The organism is Gloeomargarita sp. SKYB120, assembly GCA_025062155.1.
Lineage (GTDB): Bacteria > Cyanobacteriota > Cyanobacteriia > Gloeomargaritales > Gloeomargaritaceae > Gloeomargarita.
Window position 1 is genome coordinate 1 of sequence record JANXAM010000072.1, and the last position, 1254, is coordinate 1254.

Here is a 1254-nt window from a genome sequence, read left to right on the forward strand (position 1 = left end):
CTCCTGTCCCCCGCGCGTCTGGGCTGAACATCTGGTTTCACCAACTCCAGAACCGGCAACAGCCCAATAAAAAACCCCCAGGAGTGGTCCCAGGGGTTTAACCAAGGCTCGTTTAAGAACCTAGTCCAGCGGCTTCATCGAGAACACTGGCTCGGCTTTGCGGTCAATGCCCTTTTCAAAACCGGCAGCCGCCGCCCGCGCCCGACCTGCATGCCACAGGTGCCCGATCAACATGAAGAAGGCCAGGATGAAGTGGGACGCAGCCAACCAGGCCCGCGGCGACACATAGTTCACCGAGTTGATTTCGGTCGCCACGCCACCCACCGAGTTGATCGAACCCAAAGGCGCATGGGTCATGTATTCGGCAGCCCGCCGTTCTTGCCAGGGTTGAATGTCATTTTTCAGCTTGTTGAGGTCCAAGCCATTCGGTCCCCGCAGCGGTTCCAACCAGGGACCACGGAAGTCCCAGAACCGCATCGTTTCACCCCCGAAGATAATTTCTCCCGTGGGCGAACGCATCAGGTACTTCCCAAGGCCAGTCGGTCCTTGCGCCGAAGCGATATTAGCCCCCAGCTTCTGGTCCCGAATCAAGAAGGTCAGCGCCTGCGCTTGCGACGCTTCCGCCCCGGTCGGGCCATAGAACTCGCTGGGATAGACCGTGTTGTTGTACCAGACCATGAAGGAGGCGATAAAGCCCATCAGGGACAGGGCGCCCAAGCTGTAGGACAGATAGGCCTCCCCGGACCAAATGAGAGCCCGCCGCGCCCAGCCAAACGGGGTGGTCAGGATGTGCCAAATCCCGCCGAAGATGCACAGGAAGCCGACCCAGATGTGGCCGCCAATCACATCCTCCATGTTATCCACGCCCGCAATCGAACCGGCGCCGCCAAAGGGGGAGTTCAGTACGTACCCAAAGATCACCCGCGGGTCGAGCGTGGGATTGGTAATCACCCGCACATCGCCACCGCCGGGCGCCCAGGTGTCATACACTCCCCCCAGGAACATGGCCTTGACCACCAGCAACAGGGCACCCAACCCCAGCAGGATCAGGTGAATCCCCAGGATGGTGGTCATCTTGTTCTTGTCGCGCCAGTCGTAGCCAAAGAAGGGGAAGGACTGCTCCAGGGTATCCGGCCCAATCAGCGCGTGGTACAGGCCGCCAAAGCCTAGCACCGCCGAAGAGACGAGGTGGAGTACCCCTGTCACAAAGTAGGGCGTGGTATCCACCACTTCACCACCGGGGCCAACCCCGTA

Annotated in this window: 1 protein-coding gene; it reads right to left on the reverse strand. The window is 60.4% G+C overall.

Going from position 1 to position 1254, the window contains the following annotated elements; translation table 11 throughout:
- Nucleotides 1-120: 120 nt before the first annotated feature.
- A partial coding sequence (gene psbC, locus NZ705_12485; protein MCS7293760.1) for a photosystem II reaction center protein CP43 occupies nt 121-1254 on the reverse strand: 1134 nt, incomplete at its 5' end.